Source organism: Acinetobacter sp. (assembly GCF_045628685.1).
GTDB lineage: Bacteria > Pseudomonadota > Gammaproteobacteria > Pseudomonadales > Moraxellaceae > Acinetobacter.
The window spans coordinates 1-18,169 of sequence record NZ_JAZQPV010000054.1 but is presented as its reverse complement, the minus strand read 5'-3'; the positions used below and the strand labels follow the sequence as shown (position 1 = coordinate 18,169).

The window sequence follows — 18,169 nt, the reverse complement described above, 5'->3', positions numbered from 1 at the left end:
CACCTACACCCACTTGGTTGAGTAGGTGTAGTTTAGCAGAGACAATAAAAAGAGAGAAATTAGGCTTCTTCAAATTTTGGTAATTCTATTGGTTGAATATTATTAAGTTTGGCAATATCAGGGTTTTTCTCAAATTTAAGCCAACCTTTTTTCATCCATTTTTCGACTTTTTCTTTATCTAAAATATCAAGTAAATTATTCAGTAAACTAAAATCATCACTTCCATAATAAAAGACAGTCAAAATAAATTTTACATTTCGTGTTTCATTAAATGAGAAAATTTCTTGAATATAATTTTCATCAGAATCTGCCAGAGAATGCCCCCAAATAAAAATATTAATTTCTGTTGCCCCTATTCCTTTTGACTCAACAATATCTATTAAATGTTTATCTTCTCTCAAAAAAACATAATTTGTATTTTTTAATAGTTTTTGGTGATATTTAGTAAAACCATAATTTTTATATTTTTTTAATAAATCATTTTTAAGGTCTGAAATTCCCAGAACGATATTTTGGCTTTTCCCGCATTGGCCATGTAAAAATTCAATTTTCATTTCTTTACGATAAAGCCTTTTAAAAGTAGACGTATAGTTAAAAGAATAAATTCTTATATTTTCATCAGAAACTCCTAAAGTATTTTTTATTAATTCACTCTTTAAATGTAAGGATTGAATAATACTTACTAAATACCAATTAAAAATTTCTATAAACTTTCTAAGTGATTTCTCTAATTTTGAAAATATTAAGCTTATATTAATATCTAAGTTTTTATCATTATTTCTATAGTATGCTTCGGGAAACATCAGTTCAGGATTTCCGAATGCATCTTCCTGTTCAACAATAATTTCTAATTTTTTTAATGCATTACTTGAATTACTACCACATCTATAATTTCTTCCAGCTATACTTTCTACATATAGTCCATATATTGTTTGATCTATTCTTTCATGTGTATTATAAATTTTCTCTAATTCTTGCCCAACATTTGCTACTAATCGGAGTAGCTTTTTTTATCTGATTTTCAAAATCAATCCATGTATCAACCATTCTTAAGTGATCCAAAAAATATTGATACCAAACATTTTCTATTAATTGATTTTTTAATTCTTTAATCTGTTCAATTGAAATTTTTATTTCCTCAGTCTTATACATTGCTTTGGTATAACCGAAAAAATAATCTTCTTTTTGATACAGCGATCCAAAAAGATCATCAAATCCCATCTCCGCTTTTGACTCATCCCAATTCTCAATAGCTTGCATCGCCACCATAAAATGATCATATTTAGTCGGCAAGTAATGCGACAAATCGAAACCGTTGCCGACAATCAAAATATTCATTGTTCTTATTCCCCCAAACGTAAAAAAAGCGCATCAATTGATACGCTTTTTATGAGGCTTTACAGCCTAATTTTCAATTACAAATCAAATATTCATTAAGAACATTTTGCTTTTTGGAAAGACTTCTTGTTTTTATTGCGCATACATTGATACTCCGTTTGCGTACCTGTTTTCTTCCAGTCACCATCTACATTTTTAAAACTGTACGTGGTACGAATCGAACGTACCGAATCATCTTTTAAACCAGTTTCGGTTACTTTTACCTGTGCAGCAGTAGGCGACTCGGCACTGTTAAAGTATTGACGAATCTCGACCGTTGCCGAATTTTTACGCAAATCAGGACGGGCCTTTAAGACTTGTTGCAATGGCGTATCGGATGAACCAATATTCACTTTAGAGGCTAATTTTTGTGTCGTAGCACAGCCCGACATTAATCCTAAACAAATGACTGAGGCAGAGAGTAGACGTAACATTAAGAAATTTCCCCCATAAAAAAAGGCACTACATCTATGATGCCATGCCTTTTTTTCTTACTCGATAACAGTTATGTAGTCATCGGTATAACACCGTATAAAGCTTAGATTATAATTTATTTACGATGGACGGCCACTAATTAAGTATTGATCGCCTTGCTCGGTAAAGTTAAAAATATAATGTACCGTTTCACTATTATTCAGCATCATTTCTGCTTGGCAGGTCAATACATTACCTGATTCAGTTTCTAAAGTTGTGCTTTGAACTGTGACCGCTTTTAAATTCAGGGTCATGGCATATTGGCTTTGGTCAAAAGCCGATTTCATTTGATTTTTCGCCCCTTTTGAATCACATGAACGCATTTCATTTTCAGTGACCACATCAGTATTGGGGTCAAACATCCTCAAAACTTCAACTCGTAAATCGGGTACCATCGCTAGAACCGTACCCACACCAACAATAATGGCAAGAATCCATCCCAATACCGAATTATCATCATCTTTTTCTGCGGCTACAGGCTGTGCAACTGCTTGAAAATGCTCGTTTGGTGCACCGCAATGAATACAGGATGGCGCTCTTAAACTATATTCTTTTAAACAATCTGGACATTGTTGTAAACTCATAAACCCCTCATAAAAATATATGATTATTTTTTTAGTAATCATACAATATCTTATAATATTTTGAATTTATTATTAATTTTTTAAAATCATAAAAAAGGCACATTTTTCAATGTGCCTTTCTGGCATTAAATTCGATCAAGGACTATAAATCGAATAATTTACCCGGGTTCATAATACCGTTTGGATCGAATACCTGTTTCAAGGCTTTCATGTAGCCAATTTCTTCTTCAGAACGGGTGTAGTCAAGATATGGCTTTTTGGTCATACCCACACCGTGTTCCGCAGAAATCGAACCATCATATTTTTTCACGGTTTCGAACACGTATTTATTCACCACCTGACATTTGGCAAAGAATTCATCTTTACTTAGGTCAGCAGGTTTCAAGATGTTCAAGTGCAAGTTACCGTCACCGATATGACCGAACCAGCAAATTTCAAAGTCAGGGTAATTCGCTTCCACAATCGCATCAATTTCTTTAATAAATGCAGGAACGTGAGTAATGAGCACTGAAATGTCATTTTTGTATGGTGTAAACGGCGCGATTGATTCAGAGATATCTTCACGCAAACGCCATAAGCTATGCACTTGGTCCAGGTTTTGGCTCATCACGCCATCAAGCACCCAACCCTGCTCCATGCAATGCTCGAAGATTTCCATCGCAGCATCCATGATTGGTTCAAATGGTGCTTCAAATTCAAGCAATACATAGAAAGGACAAGCCGTTTCAAATGGACGTTGCACATGACCATTATCCAGTACTTTCTGCATGGCCAATTCACCAAAGAATTCGAATGCAGTTAAATCAATTTTCTTCTGGAATGCATGCAGTACCGGCATGATTGCATCAAAGTCAGGTACACCCAGTACCATCACTTGTAAATCATGTGGTTGACGCTCAAGCTTTATTTCCGCTTCAGTCACCAAACCTAAAGTTCCTTCACCGCCAATAAATAAATGATGTAACGCATAACCGGTCGCATTTTTAATCATGCCTTTGTTCAGGCGCAGGATGTCACCTTTACCGGTCACAACCGTTAAACCCAGTACCCAGTTACGTGTCATACCGTATTTAATAACTTTAATACCGCCTGCATTGGTACCAATGTTGCCGCCAATTTGTGAAGAACCTGAAGATGCAAAATCGACCGGGTAATACATACCTTGTTCTTCAGCATAATTCTGCAATTGTTCAGTCACTACACCTGCTTGTACACGTACCATACGGTCTGCAGGGAAGAACTCAAGAATCTGGTTCATCTTTTCCATGCTAACGACAATTTCACCGTTCGATGCAACAGCACCGGCAGATAAACCGGTACGACCGCCAGATGGGGTAATCGCAACATTAAATTGATTCGCCAGTTTAACAATCTGTTGCACTTGTTCCGTGCTAGATGGAAAAACAATGATCGATGGATTTGGATCGAAATGTTTCGTGTGATCTCGACCCCAATTTTGAAGGCTATCCGCATCAGTTTTAATGCGGTTTTCACCGACAATGGCTGTCAATTGGTTTAATAACTCAGGTGTTAAAGCGACTGGAGCATTCATCGTTTGCAGACCTAGCAAGAAATATACAAGTGGTGGATGGCCTATAGATCATTCATTTGTAAAAAGATAACAATGCAATGGTGTCTTAGACTGACCGTGAACACAAAACCAGCAGCATGGCTGTGGTGGTTTTCACTGCGCAGCATTATAAGGCATTTCCCACTGAAACCCTGCGGAAATAAGTATTTTGACAATCTCGCCTTAAATATTACAGCCTTAGTTAGACCAAAATCTGTAATGTACGGCAGTATGTATGAGAAAAATACCTATCCTCTGCGTCATAAAGGAAATGTATATAGACCGTTCTCGTATGTTATCATATCGCGACTAAATTTGGCCTTTGTAGCGGAGCCGTAATGAGCCAACATCTTTCTCTACCTAAAGATAAAATTCGTTTCTTGTTGTTGGAAGGCGTTCACCAAAACGCAATCGACACATTAAATGCTGCTGGATATACCAACATCGATTACCGTAAAACTGCGCTTGAGGGTGAAGCGTTGAAAGAAGCGGTTAAAGATGCTCACTTCATCGGTATTCGTTCACGTACTCAACTGACTGAAGAAGTATTTGAAGCAGCCAACAAGCTGATCGCTGTTGGCTGTTTTTGTATCGGTACCAATCAGGTTAATCTTGATGCTGCGATGATTCGTGGTATTCCAGTATTTAACGCACCGTATTCAAATACCCGTTCAGTTGCTGAACTTGTCCTTGCTGAAGCCATTCTTTTGCTTCGTGGTGTTCCTGCGAAATCTGCTTCTACTCACCGTGGTGGCTGGAACAAATCTGCAGTAGGTTCGTTTGAGACTCGTGGTAAAACTTTAGGTATCGTGGGTTACGGCTCAATCGGTTCTCAACTTTCAGTGCTTGCTGAAAGCATGGGCATGCACGTTATTTATTACGATGCAGTAACTAAGCTTCCTATGGGTAATGCACGTCAAGTCGGTTCTCTTGCCGAGTTACTTGCAAACGCTGACGTTGTATCTCTACATGTTCCAGACGTTCCATCAACACGTAACTTCTTTGGCAAAGACCAATTTGCGCAAATGAAAGAAGGTTCGATCTTCATCAATGCTGCACGTGGTACATGTGTGCTTATTGAAGATTTGGCTGATGCAATTAAATCGGGTCACATTGCAGGTGCTGCAATTGACGTATTCCCTAAAGAACCTAAAGCCAACGGTGAAGAATTTGTTTCTCCACTTCGTGGCTTGGACAACGTGATTTTGACTCCTCACGTGGGTGGTTCGACTATGGAAGCACAAGCGAACATCGGTTTAGAAGTTGCAGAGAAATTTGTGGCTTACTCAGATAAAGGTATGACTTTATCTGCTGTGAACTTCCCGGAAATCGCATTGCCGTTGACTGAAGGTAAACACCGTTTACTTCACATTCACAAAAACATTCCTGGCGTTCTTTCTAAAATCAACAACCTGTTTGCTGAACACGGCATCAACATCTCTGGTCAATCATTGATGACTAAAGGTGACGTTGGTTACTTGGTCATGGACGTTGACGCAACTGCTTCTAAAGAAGCGCTGGATACACTTCAGGAAGTTGAAGGTACCATCCGAGTTCGCGTATTGTTCTAATTTAAGATTTTAAAAAAACCACAGCATTCGTGCTGTGGTTTTTTATTTTTTTAAATTCCGCAATTTGAATGTAAAAGATATCGGTTCCGCGATTTCGCCCTTCTCAGCTGTTCGAGGCAGACCGAGATTAAATAATGAATGTTTCTGCGAACAATTTATTTAAATATCTCAATCTGTCGAGTTCTGCGATGAGAACATTTTAAACATGTTTCAAATGTTCGTAAGGTGGCTTTGGTCTTACGAAGCAATGCTTCTCCGGACAAAACCAAAGTAACAATAAGCTAAAGATGAAATAAGCATCTCAATGCTAAAATACCGTCGTTCCTCTATTATTTCACTCATATTCGGAAATATTTATTAAGCCTTTGCTTCTCTCCCGCTATTCGAGAAATTGAAACAAATTTAGTGCATGTTGAATTTTAAAAATACGCCCCATGTTCAGGCACTGCTGTTATTGCTGATTGCAATGATCAGCGTGCAGAGTAGTGGTTCGCTTGCCAAAATCCTGTTCGGTCAATTTCCCATTCTGACCGTTGCTGCTATGCGTCTGTTACTTGGCGCTGTAATCTTGGCATTTATTTTTAAAATTTGGCAAATCAATTTTAAACAGGTGAAATGGAAAGCCATTATCAGTTATGGCATTGCGCTTGCTGGTATGAATGCCATGTTTTACCTGTCCATTAATCGCCTTCCCCTCGGCATTGCCGTTTCTTTTGAATTCATTGGTCCACTCAGCGTCGCGCTGTATTACGCACGACAAAAATTTGATTTTGTCTGGGTGGGACTAGCTATTCTGGGTTTAATTCTATTGTTTCCCTTTGATCAGGTTTCACAAAGCCTGGATTTAATCGGGATTGCTTTTGCCTTGGGTGCAGGGGCTTGCTGGGCGCTATATATCATTGCCGGACAAAAACCTTCCGGTATTTCAGGTAATCATACTGTGTGCTTGGGCATGTTTATCGGCATGCTGTGCTTGATGCCAATCGCCCTATTATCAGGAATGTCACCTAACGTTTTTGAACCTTCCCATTTAATTTATTTTGTTGTCTTGGCTGTACTTGCCAGTGCCCTGCCTTTTACTCTGGAAATGATTGCACTACGTAATTTAACCGCACTCAGTTTCGGTACTTTAATGAGTATGGAACCTGCGATTGCAGCATTATCAGGGTTTATATTTTTAGGCGAGCAGTTGTTATGGAATCAATGGTTAGCACTTGCGACCATTATTGCCGCATCCATTGGCTGTACCTATACCACACAACAAGCCAAGAACAAGGCTAAAGATAATTAGAAAATACCTCATTTAAATTCAAATTAATTAGACTAAATTTACGCGCTGATTTTTTAAATTTAAAGTTTTAAATTTAAAGCGCTTAAGACCGTTCAATCCCTCAAAAATTAAACAGAATTGCTATACTGGCGCCATCTTTTCCAGTGGATTCACCTGACTCGGTGATCCTGCGTGTCGCATGCCTAATTCACAACTTACTGCTGTCCTGTTCATGGTTTTATCCATGGTGGCATATCAGATCAGTGCCTCATTTGCCAAGCAACTGTTTGAAGTACTTGACCCACTCACCGTGGTGACTTTACGCCTCTCCTTTGCCTCCATTTTAATTGTGCTGATGTTCCGCTCTTGGAAAATCATTAAACGCTTACCGTATTTAAAGTGGAAAGACTTGCTGTTTTATAGTGGCTCGGTCTGTTTAATGAATGTGTTGTTTTATGCATCTTTAGGCAAGTTGCCGCAAGGGATTGCAGTCGGTTTGGAATTTCTGGGACCACTGACGCTGGCACTGCTTTCGATTAAACAAAGAACGGATTATCTTTGGGTCTGTCTGGCTATTTTAGGCGTTGCGCTGATGGTGCCATGGCAAGATACCTCAGCCGGCAACTTTTCTTATTTAGGAGCAGCCTTCGCTTTAGGTGCCGGTATCTGCTGGGCGATTTATATTTATTTCGGGCAACGTGTAGTGCGGCAAAATATTGGCATGCATGCGCTGAGTATTGCCATTATGCTGTCCGCCATGGTGATGTTACCAATCAGTGCAGTGCATAATCCTACCGCACTCATTCAGACCCAATATTGGGGACAGGCCCTGGTCATTGCCCTGCTTGCAACCGCGATTCCATATGCTTTAGACCTGATGGCACTGAAGCAGTTAAGCAAACTCAGTTATGGCACACTATCCAGTCTATCTCCGGCCCTCGGTGCTTTAGCCGGCTGGTTCTTGCTCAAAGAACAGATCACAGTTCTACAGAGTATTGCCTTACTTTGCATCATGATTGCTTCGGTGGGTGTGACATTTAGAGCCAGTAAAAATAAAGAGCTTCACCCTGAATAATCAGTAGTTCAGCATAAAAAAGATGGCAATAATGCCATCTTTTTTATCATGCAATCTCGAATTTAAATTTTAACTTTGTACCAGCATATCTTTTTTCATATCTTTATAACGCTGATATTCATTCTTGTACTGCACGGCTAAAGCTGTTTTCTGCTCCTCTCCCAGAATTTTTCCGGCCTGCTGAAAAAAACTGTGCTCTTCCTCTTTCAGATGATGATGCACCTTATCAGAAAGCTTTTTGGCTATTGCGATCCAGCCAGGATTGCTGAAATCAGTTTCACTCAGTTCTTCAATCATCTCATCCATTTCATGATGTTCTGCCAAGGCATGACGGGTAATATTCAGCCCAGAATCTGTCATCATGAGCGGAATATAAAAATAACGGTCTTCAGCCGCTTCATGGGCAAATAATTCATTCTTTAGTTGTTTAAACAACGCATGGCGTTCTGGACTATCCCCAGAAGTTTGCAGTAATTTTTCTGACAGATCACGTTGGATTTCATGACTTTCACGTAATGCTTCAAATATATTCATTATTTTAATGACCTCTGGCTATTGGCTATATGATCGCGACAAAATTTACATAAAAAGGCGAATTACCCCTTTGTAGATATCTTATTCTTATGCCAGAAGATTCGAAAAAACTGTTAATTTTTGTGAATGTTTTTATTAACTTACAAAAAAAATCTGATAACTTAAGCGTAAAATCAAAACAGAAACCAAGATTAAAAAGAGGATCCTGATAAAGCTACTCCCGTATTTTAGGGCCATTTTCACCCCGACCAGTGAACCTGCAACATTAGCAACCGCCATCATCAAACCCAAACTAAACAGCACATGACCGGTGGGAATAAAGAAACTTAAGGCTGCAAAATTGGTCATAAAATTGCCAATCTTAGATAAGGCAGACGCATGTAAAAAATCAACTTTTAAATAGCGGATAAAATAAAAAATAAAGAAACTACCGGTACCGGGTCCAAAAATACCATCATAAAATCCAATGACCAACCCACCAATAGCGGCCAGAATTAAGGTTTTTCTGGTCATACTTTGCTGAAAATGTACTTGACCGAACTGCTTCTTCATAAAGGTATAAGCAGCAATCACGATCAGCATAAAGAGCACAAAAGGTCTGAGTACTGCTTGAGGAATCAGGGTTACACAAGCAGCCCCGGCAAAAGAGCTGATAAAGGCAGCCACGCCAATCACCACCAGTAACTTCCAGACAATTTTAACCCGATGTAAATACGACCATGCTGCTGAGGCCGTACCACAAATCGATGCCATTTTATTGGTGCCAAATAGAGTGGCTGTACCCATATGTGGAAAAGTATTCATCAAGGCCGGAATCTGAATCAGACCTCCACCACCAACTGCCGCATCAATTGCACCGGCAAAGAAGGCAAAAAACAGCAGGCTAATGATGATATCGATGTCCATATGGCTTTTGATCTACCTTGAAATAAGGGTTAGAGATTTAATACACGTTTCGGTACCAAACGCTTTTTATCGGTAATTTCAGCCAAGCCTAAACATTTATCACCGTCAAACACCAACACTTCTGCGACTGCTTCATGTTCAATATTGCTTTCCATACCATGCCCGAAATATTCTGCACGCCCTTCAGGAATCTGAACCCTCGGGAAATGCTCGACTGGTGCAAATACTGGGAGTAATAATGCTTCACGCTGCAATTCAGTTAAGCTCTCCAAATACTCAATGGTATAGCTTGGAATCAGGTCAAACTGACCGGTTTTAATCCGGTGCAGATAAGTCAGATGTCCAAAAGTACCGAGTGCTTTGGCAATATCTTCACCCAGTACCCGAATATAAGTCCCTTTAGAACAGGTAATATCTAAAGTCAGGCTATTTTCAGTAAAGGACAATAATTCAATCGCTTCAATGGTAATGGGGCGTGCTTCACGTTCAATCTCAATGCCTTGACGCGCCAATTCATATAATGGGCGTCCTTCCTTTTTCAAAGCGGAATACATCGGTGGAACTTGCTGAATCTCGCCTAAAAAGCGTACCAAAACCTGCCCAATATTTTCTTTAGTCAGCACAGGAACAGCTTGTTGCAACAATACTTCACCTTCGACATCACCTGTCGTTGTGCTATGACCTAAATGGATGGTCGTTTGATAACGCTTGGTCGAATCTAATAAATAGTGGGAAAATTTAGTCGCCTCACCTAAACAGATTGGCAATAATCCGGATGCTAAAGGGTCTAAAGCACCGGTATGTCCCCCTTTTTGTGCCCGATATAAGCCACGCACTCTTTGTAAGGCTGCATTAGAACTAATTCCCAAAGGCTTATTCAGTAAAAATACACCGCTAATGTGCCGGCGTTGAATCTTAGGTGAAGTCTTTTTCATAGCGAAAGATCAAGCAAGTTGAAACGGGTGACATGTTAACAACCGCTCACCATTCTTTACAACTTATCCACGTTGCATTTACGTCTTTAATGGCAAATTTAAGTCCTATTTTTAAACTTATAAAAACAAAACAACAAGGTTGCATAGGAAATGCAGAAATATAAGTTATGGATTATTTTGGCGCTTATTCTTGTGGGGATTGGTGCGCTATTATTTTGGCTGGCCCCCTCGCAATCGAGTGCAGAAAAAACACCTACCGCACAAACTGCTCATCCTCAAGGAAACATCTTAGCCGAAAATACGCCAGCAAGCTTAGTTCAAGGCGGGGCTTTTATGAGTAAAAGCCAACAGGACACTGAAGTGAACTGTCAGTTGCGCCTTAATGGTGCCAACCGTTTAATTGTGAATGAGCAAACACGCAACTGTTTTGAATATTTCATTACCCAGTATGGGGAAAAAGATATCCAGCAGATCAAACATGATTTTAAGGCTTATATCCAGCAAGCCTATAAAGAGCCTGCCCGCGCACAAATTCTAGATTTGTGGAACCGCTATATCGATTACCGTGAAAAACTGGGTGATTTGCAGGCACCCAATATTGATAAAGAAGATCCGAAATATTATCAAAGCATCTTTGCCAATATGAAAAATTTGCGCAAACAACTTTTCTCGGATTACGAAATTGAAGGCTTATTCGGTACTGAAGATATTTACCATGAATATACCTTAAGCCGCATGACGGTGATGGATGACAAAAGCTTAACTGAAGCGCAAAAAGCACAAAAATTAAAAGACCTGTTTAATCAATTACCCCAGGACTGGAAAGAAAATCTAGAGCAGCTCAATAAACTTGAAGACTTGCGCAAACTGACCGCAGACATTAAAGCACGCGGTGGTTCAGCAGAAGAAATTCATCAAATGCGGATGAATCTGGTCGGTCCTGAGGCCACACAGCGTTTAGAAAGCTTAGATGGACAACGCCGTGACTGGAAAAACCAGGTCGATGACTATCTGAAAGAACGTGACAATATTATAAAAAGCGGCATGAGTGATGAGGCCAAGCAAAAAGCTGTTCAACAATTAAGGACACAGCATTTTAGTAAACCAGAAGAACAACTCCGGGTAGGAACTTTTGAATCCGTTCATGATCAGGGAGGAAAATTACCATATGGCGAGTAATCGCAATGTAGCCATCAGATGATTGGATTGATTATCTGATTTATGCAACTGCTATGAATAAAAAGTTGGAGAATACTCAATAGCGGTTTAAAAATAAAAAAGCGAGATAAATACAATGAAATGGAACTCAAATGCACTCATGTGCACAATATTAGCGAGCACGGCAATTACATTACCTCAAATGGTATCCGCAGGTCAGGCTTCACAGATCACGGGCAAAGTGGCATCCAGTTATGCAAAAACCAAATATCCTCTGGTATTTGCACATGGTATGGGCGGATGGATTCGTGCAGGAACCGATGAACTCGGTATCGATTATTGGTATCAAATATTGCCCGATTTGGCACGTAACGGCGCAAATGTTTGGGCAACGCGTGTCACCCCCTTTAATAGCTCCGAAGTTCGTGGTGAGCAGCTATTACAACAAGTGGATGAGATTTTAGCGCTGACTGGCGCAAAAAAAGTCAATTTATTGGGACATAGCCATGGTGGGCATAGTATTGCCTATGTTTCCAATATTGTACCCACAAAGGTAGCTTCATCAACTGCCGTTTCGAGCCCGCTCAAAGGCTCTAAGGTTGCGGATTATATTATTGCAGCTGAAGGTACGACCCTAGAAGGTCCTTTAGTCAGTGTGGTCAACTTTGCTTCTAAAATGTTGGTATGGGCACAAGGGCTTGATCCAAATTCCTTCCCGCATGACTCATTGGGTGCGGGTAAGAGTTTAAGTGTGGCCGGCTCAACTGACTTCCAAAAACGCTATCCACTGGGTATGCCAAAGACAACCTGTGGCGAAGGTCCTGCAACTGAAAAAGGGATTTCTTTTTATTCATTCTCCGGTACAGGTACGGTCACCAATCCACTTGACCCTGACATGCTGTTGGGTATTACTGCAAAGCTGACCGATCCTAAAGGCGATAATGATGGACTTGTCGGTCGTTGTAGCGCGAAATACGGTAAAACTATTCGTGACAACTATAACTGGAATCATCTGGATGCAATTAACCAGTTCTTTGGCTTAACTGCTTTCTTGGCACCTGATCCAGTTTCAATTTACCGTCAACATGCCAACCGTTTAAAATTACAAGGTTTATAACAATTATATTCATAAGAGATGCATTCTCTTATGAATTTTAACATTCCAAACATTTGTTACATCAATAATCTACTTTGATCGAGTACTTCTCATTATTTCATTCTTCGCTGTTGAATAATCATGATGACAATGGAAATTGTCTACAATTAAAAGCATCAACAAAATAAAAAATGAGGAATTTCTATGAAATATGGATTATTAATTGCCAGCTTAATGACAGCTGCACTCTTTAATACTGCTCAGGCATCCAACACATCACAAGTGACAGCTAAAGCAACATCAAGCTATGCAAAAACCAAATACCCGATTGTGTTCAGTCATGGGATGGCAGGTTTTATCACTGTAGGTACTGACAAGTTTGGCCTCGATTACTGGTATCAAATTCTACCAGACTTGGCACGTAATGGCGCCAATGTTTGGGCGACACGTGTTTCCCCATTTAATTCAACCGAAATTCGTGGTGAGCAACTGTTACAGCAAGTTGAAGAAATCCGTGCTTTGACCGGTGCTACAAAAGTGAATCTAATAGGCCATTCTCATGGTGGTCCAACCATCCGTTATGTTGCAAACATTGATCCTGAGCATGTGGCCTCATTGACCGCAGTCGGTGCGCCAAACAAAGGCTCTCCTGTTGCAGATTTAATTTTATCTGCTGAAGGTACAGCTCTTGAAAATCCTCTCGTGGGCGCAATCAATTTGATTTCCAAAGCCATTACTTGGGCGCAAGGGCTGGATCCAAAAAGCTTCCCGCATGATTCATTTGCAGGTGGAAAAAGTTTAACCGCGGCAGGCTCGGCATTATTTAATGCCCAATATCCGATTGGTATACCACTCACGGCCTGTGGTGAAGGCAAATTCGAAGATAAAGGAATTTTTAACTATTCTTTTACCGGTGTAGGTACAGTGACCAATTTACTGGATCCTGACGGTGCTTTAAAAATTACCAGTTTACTGATCAATAATGGTAAAGAAAATGATGGCCTCGTATCTCGTTGCAGTGCCAAGTTTGGTAAAACCATCCGTGATGACTATAACTGGAATCATTTAGATGAAGTGAATCAGGTACTCGGTCTGAAATCACTGTTTGCACCTGATCCGGTGGATGTCTATCGTCAACATGCCAACCGTCTAAAACTGCAAGGTTTATAAACAAAAAAGATTCAAACATAAAAAATGCGCCTAAAGGCGCATTTTTTAACTCGAGATAAAACTTAAAATTAAGCTTTAACTTTACGAGCTGGTAATTTTTCACGAATACGTGCAGCTTTACCAGACAATTCACGTAGGTAGTAAAGTTTAGCACGACGAACGTCACCACGACGTTTAACTTCAACTTTAGCTACAATTGGAGAGTGAGTTTGGAATACACGCTCAACACCAACACCGCTAGAAATTTTACGTACTGTAAACGCAGAGTTTAAGCCACGGTTTTTAATCGCAATTACAACACCTTCAAAAGCCTGAAGACGCTCACGGTCGCCCTCTTTAACTTTTACAGATACAACTACTGTATCACCTGGTGCAAATGCAGGAAGATCAGTACGCAATTGAGCGTTTTCAATAATTTGAACTAAAGGATGTTTACCACTCATGTGGGAATCTCCAATGTGCGGACAGAAGAGGCCTGTTACCGCTGGGGACAGAGGCTAAAGCGCATATCGACCCGTTTATCTTTCCCTTTACCACCTTAGTCTTCACTTCGGTCGATAAAGAGCCTGTTTAAAAATACTTAAAGTCGACTTTAAGTATTCGAATCTTTTAGCCATTTTTTTTGCTGCTTGGTCAACTCAACTTTCTCAACAAGCTCAGGCCTGCGATCGAGGGTTCGTTGATAGCGCTGCAAAAACCGCCATTTTTCAATGTTTGCATGATGCCCAGACTTTAACACCTCAGGCACATCCAAACCTTCAAACTGGTCTGGCTTGGTATATTGCGGGCAGTCTAAAAGACCATCCACAAATGAGTCTTGTATGGCTGATTGTTCATCTGACATTGCACCCGGAAGTCTCCGGATAATACTATCCAATAAAACCATCGCAGGAAGTTCCCCACCCGACAGAACATAATCACCAATGGACCATTCCTGATCAACATATTGCTGGATCAAACGTTCATCGACACCTTCATAACGACCACACAGCACAATCAATCCATCATATTTAACAAACTGCTGTACTGCTGGTTCATTTAAGGTTTTTCCTTGTGGCGACATATACACCACAGGAACCTGAACACAACCCGCTTGCACTGCAAGCTCTTTGGCATGCTGAATTGCCTGAGACAAAGGCTCAGCCATCATCACCATACCCGGACCTCCACCAAATGGACGTTCATCCACCCTTTTGTAGTTGCCCGTTGCAAAATCGCGTGGATTAATACAAGTAACTTGTACTATTTCACGTTTTGCCGCACGCCCGCTAATACCGTAGGCTGTAATCGCTTCAAACATTTCAGGAAAAAGCGTAATGACTGCAAAAAACATCGCAGACTCCTCTATTTTCCTGCTGCGTTCATCCTTAAAGGATTAATAATCTACGCCCCAATTAACGTAGATACGACCAGCTTCAAGATCAACGCGCTGCACCACATCTTTATGCCATGGAATCATGCGCTCTTCAGCATCAACGCTGTCTGGTGTTGCGTGAACCACCATCACATCATTGGCACCGGTCTCAAACAATTCATGGATTTTACCGAGATTTACTTCTTGTTCAGTATCATCCAAACCTAACACTGTTAAGCCTTTCAAATCTGTCCAGTAAAACTCATCCATTCCTGCTTTCGGAAGTTGCGATTTTGAAATCCAGACATTTGTGCCAACCAGGCTATCCGCTGCAGTGCGATCGCTCACACCTTTTAGCGAAACAACCAGGCCTTTACCATGCGGTTTCCAGCGTTTTACATCTATTGTTTGCCAACCTTCTTTGGTCTCAATGTACCAGGGAAGATAGTCAAAGATGTTGCTCATGGGTTCTGTATTGGAATAGACCCAAAGCCACCCATTTAATCCATATGCTGAACGTAGCTGTCCAATCTGAATACGATCTTCGGGAACATTCTGTGTTGGTGTCATGGGTTACCTACTACTTAATTCGCAATAAATTATGCAGTAGCTGCAGCAGCTTTCTTAGCTTGAGCAGCTAAAGAAGCAACACGTTCAGACGGTTGAGCGCCTTGAGCAACCCAATGAGCAAAACGGTCAGCATCTAAACGAAGTTTTTCTGCTTGACCTTGAGCTGTAGGGTTAAAGAAACCAATACGTTCGATGAAACGACCGTCACGCGCATTGCGGCTATCAGTTACAATAACTTGATAGAACGGACGTTTTTTAGCACCACCGCGTGCTAGACGAATTACGACCATGATACAACCTTATAGTTTTTACGGATTATCCCTGTGCCGACCATCGGCAGCATTTCAAACCCCTTTCATAGAGGGCAATATTTTACGTTATATTTGTTGTGAAAGAAAGATCAAATTTTAGGTTATCCACAAGTTTGAATTTATCTTAGCGACCGTCCCAGTTTGAGGTGGTTGACAGTACACAGGCAGTTGCCGCTTTAGCCCAAAATTTTTGACCTTGATCGTTTAGACAAATAATGCCATCTCCTGCTTGTGATGTACCTGTCTTGGGCGTGGCAACAAGTCGCCATGTGCGTACTTTTGCGCTCGCATTTGTTAATTCAAGACCATCTACATCTGTTAATACGATATCGTACAAAGGTTGAGTTCTTGGTATTGTTGTCGCCCCATAAGTATTTGTAGCAGTTCGACCTGTAAAAGTCTGATTCGCCATTTTAAAATTCGTTAAACGATGCGCTACTTGCATCATTTCTGCTTGAGCATCTGTCCGATTAACTCGAACTTTATATTGTCCATAGGCTGGATAGGCGATTGCCGCTAAAATACCAATGATCGCAACAACAATCATTAATTCTATCAGTGTAAAACCTGAGCGAGGATTAGCAAAATAGAGCTTTGCTTGAATGCTTGAGGTATATTTTTTCATTACCATTCCTCACTTCCAGTAGATGGAGTTCCACAATTTATATAAGTTACTAAATTTGAAGACTTATTCTTACAACGCAATCCTGCACTTGTCATTAATAAATTATAGTTCCCCCTATCTGTAGTGACGGCTTGCATTGCCCAACCACGTGCTCTAATAGTGGTATCAGTTAACAATTTCGTGGGTTCTTCTGCATCTCGAATAGTAATCGTATACTTAATTGCTGAGCCTATCGCTCCTCTCGGTAATGTCACTGAAGTCATTGCCCCAGTTTGACCATATAGGTAGTTTGGATCAAAGTCTCGATAAGTAAAATTCTTTGCTTTATGGCGCTCCAATTGCTCGGCAATTTTTTGCATTTCCTGTTGTGCCATAGATGCATTCGAGCGTCGTGCATATTCTTGATAACTTGGTATAGCGATTGCCGCAAGGATCGCGATAATTACGACCACGATCATTAATTCAATTAAGGTGAATCCTCGCACAGCCCCTCTCCTATGACTTCTACAAGTTATAGGAGAAATTACACAAATTTGTTGTTTAATTATTATTTCCATCGTTCATACCACCGCGTTGGATTAATGGTTGGAATACATTGCCATTTTCCAGTCCCTTTTTCATTACCCGCGATCGTAAAATCAGGACATGAACCATCTGTCGGTTCCGTTATTGGGGCAGGTGTAATCCCCACAATACCAGCACCAAGGGTATTATCATTACATTCAGTTACACCAGCTGGGCAGCCTATGGTTTTGGTCTTAAAGCCAGTATCATCTTCATCACTATTATTTTTTGAGCCATCTGAATTCAAACAGACACCAAATGGCAAGCAATAACGTTGACGGTTGGTTTCGCCGACCACACGTGGCAAACATGGATTCTGGGGTGCAATCCCTGTCCCTTGCGGGTCATAAACAGGAACAATCAGATTACCCGTTAATGCAATTGGCTCTTCAAATGCTTTCATACCGCCGGTTATACGGAAACTATTATCTGCTCTCTCGGTTCCTGCACTGTTACTGGAGAGTGAACGATACCAACCATTTTTGATTGTTGTGGAGGTTCCGATAAACAGACTTGGAATATTACCTGACAAGGTTTGAGGGTCTTTTTGCAAAGTGCTTAAATCAATGTTTTCAGTCGACAAAGCGAAAGCTGTTCCATCTGAATTATTTGCCTCAGTAAACAGATTTCTTTTGATAAAGTCACGATCGATAATACCGTATACATTATTGACCAGACGATCATTTAGTGCGGTTGATGGTGACATACCATCACGACCAATAATAGGATAGACATCTAATGGTGTACTACGGTTACCTGCTGCAATACCAATCAACATAAAGGTCGTTGCACCTTGGTCATGAATCGTCACGGTTGGCGCTTCATAGAAACGTGGATTTTTACCGTTGGTTAATGCTGCCCCAGTTGAAGTTGTTGCCAAGTTTGCCAAACGTACCACGCGCTTTCCAAAATTCGTTGTGGTTGTGCCTACTGTATTATTTAAATCTGCACGGAAAACTTGACCGCCCAAATCACCAAAATATAGATGATCAATCAAACCATCGGCATTACGGTCAATTGCACTG

Annotated in this window: 20 protein-coding genes and 1 pseudogene; 6 read left to right on the top strand and 15 right to left on the bottom strand. The window is 40.4% G+C overall.

The genetic code is table 11. From position 1 onward, the window contains the following. Nucleotides 1–59 precede the first annotated feature (59 nt). From ACKI4H_RS07160 to ACKI4H_RS07140, 5 genes are all read right to left on the bottom strand, one after another. Nucleotides 60–803 (bottom strand): AbiH family protein, encoded by a 744-nt coding sequence (locus ACKI4H_RS07160; protein ID WP_407304766.1) that lies wholly within the window; start codon nucleotides 801–803, stop codon nucleotides 60–62. Nucleotides 804–954: 151 nt separating this feature from the next. Beyond that, nucleotides 955–1,338 carry an AbiH family protein gene (locus ACKI4H_RS07155; RefSeq protein ID WP_407304764.1) on the bottom strand — a complete coding sequence of 128 codons (384 nt, stop codon included), beginning with the start codon at nucleotides 1,336–1,338 and terminating at the stop codon, nucleotides 955–957. A 95-nt stretch (nucleotides 1,339–1,433) separates the two neighbouring features. Then, nucleotides 1,434–1,811, bottom strand: a complete 378-nt coding sequence (locus ACKI4H_RS07150; protein WP_407304763.1) for a hypothetical protein — start codon at nucleotides 1,809–1,811, stop codon at nucleotides 1,434–1,436. Nucleotides 1,812–1,931: 120 nt separating this feature from the next. Beyond that, nucleotides 1,932–2,435, bottom strand: coding sequence for a hypothetical protein (locus ACKI4H_RS07145; protein ID WP_407304761.1), 504 nt, complete (start codon nucleotides 2,433–2,435; stop codon nucleotides 1,932–1,934). Between the two features lie 142 nt (nucleotides 2,436–2,577). Next, on the bottom strand, nucleotides 2,578–3,987 hold the full coding sequence (locus tag ACKI4H_RS07140; RefSeq protein WP_407304760.1) for an FAD-binding oxidoreductase: 1,410 nt from the start codon (nucleotides 3,985–3,987) through the stop codon (nucleotides 2,578–2,580). 356 nt (nucleotides 3,988–4,343) lie between these two features. Here ACKI4H_RS07140 and serA point away from each other — a divergent pair, with 356 nt between their 5' ends. From serA to ACKI4H_RS07125, 3 genes are all read left to right on the top strand, one after another. Continuing rightward, nucleotides 4,344–5,576, top strand: a complete 1,233-nt coding sequence (serA, locus tag ACKI4H_RS07135) for a phosphoglycerate dehydrogenase (RefSeq protein WP_407304759.1) — start codon at nucleotides 4,344–4,346, stop codon at nucleotides 5,574–5,576. A 409-nt stretch (nucleotides 5,577–5,985) separates the two neighbouring features. Next, nucleotides 5,986–6,867 (top strand): EamA family transporter, encoded by an 882-nt coding sequence (locus ACKI4H_RS07130; protein WP_407304757.1) that lies wholly within the window; start codon nucleotides 5,986–5,988, stop codon nucleotides 6,865–6,867. Between the two features lie 178 nt (nucleotides 6,868–7,045). Continuing rightward, nucleotides 7,046–7,921 (top strand): EamA family transporter, encoded by an 876-nt coding sequence (locus tag ACKI4H_RS07125; protein ID WP_407304756.1) that lies wholly within the window; start codon nucleotides 7,046–7,048, stop codon nucleotides 7,919–7,921. A 69-nt stretch (nucleotides 7,922–7,990) separates the two neighbouring features. Here ACKI4H_RS07125 and ACKI4H_RS07120 read toward each other — a convergent pair whose 3' ends face one another. From ACKI4H_RS07120 to truB, 3 genes are all read right to left on the bottom strand, one after another. Further along, entirely contained in the window at nucleotides 7,991–8,455 is a 465-nt protein-coding gene (locus ACKI4H_RS07120) for a hemerythrin domain-containing protein (protein WP_407304755.1), read from the bottom strand. Between the two features lie 135 nt (nucleotides 8,456–8,590). Then, entirely contained in the window at nucleotides 8,591–9,361 is a 771-nt protein-coding gene (locus tag ACKI4H_RS07115; RefSeq protein ID WP_407304754.1) for a sulfite exporter TauE/SafE family protein, read from the bottom strand. A 29-nt stretch (nucleotides 9,362–9,390) separates the two neighbouring features. Next, a complete protein-coding gene (gene truB / locus ACKI4H_RS07110) occupies nucleotides 9,391–10,296 on the bottom strand; it encodes a tRNA pseudouridine(55) synthase TruB (RefSeq protein ID WP_407304753.1) in 906 nt (301 codons plus the stop codon). A gap of 150 nt (nucleotides 10,297–10,446) precedes the next feature. Between truB and ACKI4H_RS07105 the strand changes: the two genes are divergently transcribed. From ACKI4H_RS07105 to ACKI4H_RS07095, 3 genes are all read left to right on the top strand, one after another. Continuing rightward, a complete protein-coding gene (locus ACKI4H_RS07105) occupies nucleotides 10,447–11,475 on the top strand; it encodes a lipase secretion chaperone (RefSeq protein ID WP_407304752.1) in 1,029 nt (342 codons plus the stop codon). A gap of 115 nt (nucleotides 11,476–11,590) precedes the next feature. Continuing rightward, a complete protein-coding gene (locus tag ACKI4H_RS07100) occupies nucleotides 11,591–12,571 on the top strand; it encodes a lipase family alpha/beta hydrolase (RefSeq protein ID WP_407304751.1) in 981 nt (326 codons plus the stop codon). 183 nt (nucleotides 12,572–12,754) lie between these two features. Then, entirely contained in the window at nucleotides 12,755–13,720 is a 966-nt protein-coding gene (locus ACKI4H_RS07095; RefSeq protein WP_407304750.1) for an esterase/lipase family protein, read from the top strand. A gap of 68 nt (nucleotides 13,721–13,788) precedes the next feature. Here the strand turns inward: ACKI4H_RS07095 and rplS are convergent, their stop codons facing one another. From rplS to ACKI4H_RS07060, 7 genes and pseudogenes are all read right to left on the bottom strand, one after another. Continuing rightward, on the bottom strand, nucleotides 13,789–14,163 hold the full coding sequence (rplS, locus tag ACKI4H_RS07090) for a 50S ribosomal protein L19 (RefSeq protein WP_086194172.1): 375 nt from the start codon (nucleotides 14,161–14,163) through the stop codon (nucleotides 13,789–13,791). A gap of 149 nt (nucleotides 14,164–14,312) precedes the next feature. Then, the gene (gene trmD / locus ACKI4H_RS07085; protein ID WP_407304749.1) at nucleotides 14,313–15,053 is read right to left on the bottom strand and encodes a tRNA (guanosine(37)-N1)-methyltransferase TrmD; all 741 of its coding nucleotides are present in this window, start codon (nucleotides 15,051–15,053) and stop codon (nucleotides 14,313–14,315) included. A gap of 42 nt (nucleotides 15,054–15,095) precedes the next feature. Next, nucleotides 15,096–15,644, bottom strand: coding sequence for a ribosome maturation factor RimM (gene rimM, locus ACKI4H_RS07080; protein WP_407304748.1), 549 nt, complete (start codon nucleotides 15,642–15,644; stop codon nucleotides 15,096–15,098). Between the two features lie 29 nt (nucleotides 15,645–15,673). After that, entirely contained in the window at nucleotides 15,674–15,934 is a 261-nt protein-coding gene (rpsP, locus tag ACKI4H_RS07075; RefSeq protein WP_067868778.1) for a 30S ribosomal protein S16, read from the bottom strand. Between the two features lie 145 nt (nucleotides 15,935–16,079). Next, nucleotides 16,080–16,580 (bottom strand): type IV pilin protein, encoded by a 501-nt coding sequence (locus tag ACKI4H_RS07070; RefSeq protein WP_407304747.1) that lies wholly within the window; start codon nucleotides 16,578–16,580, stop codon nucleotides 16,080–16,082. Then, nucleotides 16,580–17,038 carry a type IV pilin protein gene (locus tag ACKI4H_RS07065; RefSeq protein WP_407304862.1) on the bottom strand — a complete coding sequence of 153 codons (459 nt, stop codon included), beginning with the start codon at nucleotides 17,036–17,038 and terminating at the stop codon, nucleotides 16,580–16,582. Before ACKI4H_RS07065 ends, ACKI4H_RS07070 begins: the two co-directional genes overlap by 1 nt. 89 nt (nucleotides 17,039–17,127) lie before the next feature. Continuing rightward, nucleotides 17,128–18,169 (bottom strand): annotated as a pseudogene (locus tag ACKI4H_RS07060) (pilus assembly protein PilY); the annotation flags it as partial.

Bases quoted from the DNA above. Each gene is read 5' to 3' on its own strand.
- ACKI4H_RS07150 (WP_407304763.1), bottom strand. From the start codon at position 1,811: ATGTTACGTCTACTCTCTGCCTCAGTCATTTGTTTAGGATTAATGTCG.
- ACKI4H_RS07125 (WP_407304756.1), top strand. From the start codon at position 7,046: ATGCCTAATTCACAACTTACTGCTGTCCTGTTCATGGTTTTATCCATG.
- ACKI4H_RS07105 (WP_407304752.1), top strand. From the start codon at position 10,447: ATGCAGAAATATAAGTTATGGATTATTTTGGCGCTTATTCTTGTGGGG.
- ACKI4H_RS07065 (WP_407304862.1), bottom strand. From the start codon at position 17,038: ATGATCGTGGTCGTAATTATCGCGATCCTTGCGGCAATCGCTATACCA.
- ACKI4H_RS07155 (WP_407304764.1), bottom strand. From the start codon at position 1,338: ATGAATATTTTGATTGTCGGCAACGGTTTCGATTTGTCGCATTACTTG.
- ACKI4H_RS07140 (WP_407304760.1), bottom strand. From the start codon at position 3,987: ATGAATGCTCCAGTCGCTTTAACACCTGAGTTATTAAACCAATTGACA.
- serA (WP_407304759.1), top strand. From the start codon at position 4,344: ATGAGCCAACATCTTTCTCTACCTAAAGATAAAATTCGTTTCTTGTTG.
- ACKI4H_RS07130 (WP_407304757.1), top strand. From the start codon at position 5,986: ATGTTGAATTTTAAAAATACGCCCCATGTTCAGGCACTGCTGTTATTG.
- ACKI4H_RS07145 (WP_407304761.1), bottom strand. From the start codon at position 2,435: ATGAGTTTACAACAATGTCCAGATTGTTTAAAAGAATATAGTTTAAGA.
- trmD (WP_407304749.1), bottom strand. From the start codon at position 15,053: ATGTTTTTTGCAGTCATTACGCTTTTTCCTGAAATGTTTGAAGCGATT.
- ACKI4H_RS07070 (WP_407304747.1), bottom strand. From the start codon at position 16,580: ATGAAAAAATATACCTCAAGCATTCAAGCAAAGCTCTATTTTGCTAAT.
- ACKI4H_RS07160 (WP_407304766.1), bottom strand. From the start codon at position 803: ATGTTTCCCGAAGCATACTATAGAAATAATGATAAAAACTTAGATATT.
- ACKI4H_RS07100 (WP_407304751.1), top strand. From the start codon at position 11,591: ATGAAATGGAACTCAAATGCACTCATGTGCACAATATTAGCGAGCACG.
- truB (WP_407304753.1), bottom strand. From the start codon at position 10,296: ATGAAAAAGACTTCACCTAAGATTCAACGCCGGCACATTAGCGGTGTA.
- rimM (WP_407304748.1), bottom strand. From the start codon at position 15,644: ATGACACCAACACAGAATGTTCCCGAAGATCGTATTCAGATTGGACAG.
- rplS (WP_086194172.1), bottom strand. From the start codon at position 14,163: ATGAGTGGTAAACATCCTTTAGTTCAAATTATTGAAAACGCTCAATTG.
- rpsP (WP_067868778.1), bottom strand. From the start codon at position 15,934: ATGGTCGTAATTCGTCTAGCACGCGGTGGTGCTAAAAAACGTCCGTTC.
- ACKI4H_RS07115 (WP_407304754.1), bottom strand. From the start codon at position 9,361: ATGGACATCGATATCATCATTAGCCTGCTGTTTTTTGCCTTCTTTGCC.
- ACKI4H_RS07095 (WP_407304750.1), top strand. From the start codon at position 12,755: ATGAAATATGGATTATTAATTGCCAGCTTAATGACAGCTGCACTCTTT.
- ACKI4H_RS07120 (WP_407304755.1), bottom strand. From the start codon at position 8,455: ATGAATATATTTGAAGCATTACGTGAAAGTCATGAAATCCAACGTGAT.